The 1,273-nt window shown below is 62.7% G+C and carries 1 protein-coding gene and 1 other annotated feature; the gene reads left to right on the forward strand.

The features are described 5' to 3' along the window. The first annotated feature begins 5 nt into the window (after positions 1-5). A protein-coding gene (locus RM533_RS13575; protein ID WP_311341760.1) for an IS3 family transposase occupies positions 6-1,234 on the forward strand; the annotation gives its coding sequence in 2 pieces (ribosomal slippage) (positions 6-294 and positions 294-1,234; 1,230 coding nt in all). Then, positions 287-403: a sequence feature (AL1L pseudoknot), on the forward strand. (Overlaps the previous gene by 117 nt.) Positions 1,235-1,273 lie beyond the last annotated feature (39 nt).

A 1,273-nucleotide genomic window follows, 5' to 3' on the forward strand; every position in this document is an offset into this window, starting at 1 on the left:
CTACGATGAGCAAGACGACGAACAAGTTTGCACCGGAGGTTCGTGAACGGGCAGTCCGCATGGTGCTGGACCACGAGAGCGATCATCCATCTCGCTGGGCGGCGATCACCTCCATAGCTGCCAAGATTGGCTGCTCAGGGCACACGCTGCTGGAGTGGGTGAAGAAGGCCGAGGTGAACAGCGGGAGACGTGCTGGCGTGCCCACCGAGCTGGCCGACCGGCTGAAGGCGCTGGAGCGCGAGAACCGCGAGCTGCGGCAGGCCAACGAGATCCTGCGCAAGGCGTCTGCATATTTTGCCCAGGCGGAGCTCGACCGCCCGTTCAAGCGATGACCAACTTCATTGATGAGCATCGGGGTGAGTATGGGGTCGAGCCGATCTGCCGGGTTCTGCCGATCGCCCCATCCACCTACCATGAGCGTGTGGCACAGCGCCGCGATCCGTCGCGTCTGTCGCCACGCGCCCAGCGCGACGAGGCGATGAAGCCGGAAGTGCGCCGCGTGTTCGACGCCAACTTCAAGGTCTATGGCGTACGCAAGGTGTGGCGGCAGATGCAGCGTGAGGGCTTCGATATTGCCCGCTGCACGGTGGAACGGCTGATGCGTGATCTCGGCCTGCAAGGCGTGATCCGTGGCAAGCCGGTCAAAACGACGGTTAGCGACAAGACCGCGCCGTGTCCGCTCGATCAGGTCAACCGCCAGTTCCATGCACCGGCGCCGAACATGCTGTGGGTCTCGGACTTTACCTACGTCGCGACGTGGGCCGGGTTTGTCTATGTCGCCTTCGTGATCGACGTCTACGCCCGCTATATCGTTGGCTGGCGGGTGAGCAGGACGGCACATGCCAGCTTCGTGCTCGATGCCCTTGAGCAGGCGATCCATGATCGGCGGCCCATCCATCGTGGCGGCCTGATCCACCACAGCGACCGCGGCAGCCAATACGTGTCGATCAAGTATACCGAGCGCCTTGCCGAGGCCGGGATCGAGCCATCGGTCGGCAGTGTCGGCGACAGCTATGACAACGCCTTGGCCGAGACGATCAACGGCCTCTACAAGGCCGAGGTGATCCACCGGCGAGGACCGTGGCGATCCTTTGAAGCAGTTGAATACGCCACGCTCGAATGGGTGGACTGGTTTAACAACCGCCGCCTGCTCGCGCCCATCGGCAATATCCCGCCGGCCGAAGCTGAGGAACGCTATTACGCCATGCTGGACGACACGCCAATGGCAGCATAATTTAAACCAAATGGCCTCCGGCAATCCCGGGGCGGTTCA

The sequence above is a fragment of the Croceicoccus esteveae genome (genome assembly GCF_031846435.1).
In the GTDB taxonomy this organism is placed as follows: Bacteria; Pseudomonadota; Alphaproteobacteria; order Sphingomonadales; family Sphingomonadaceae; genus Croceicoccus; species Croceicoccus esteveae.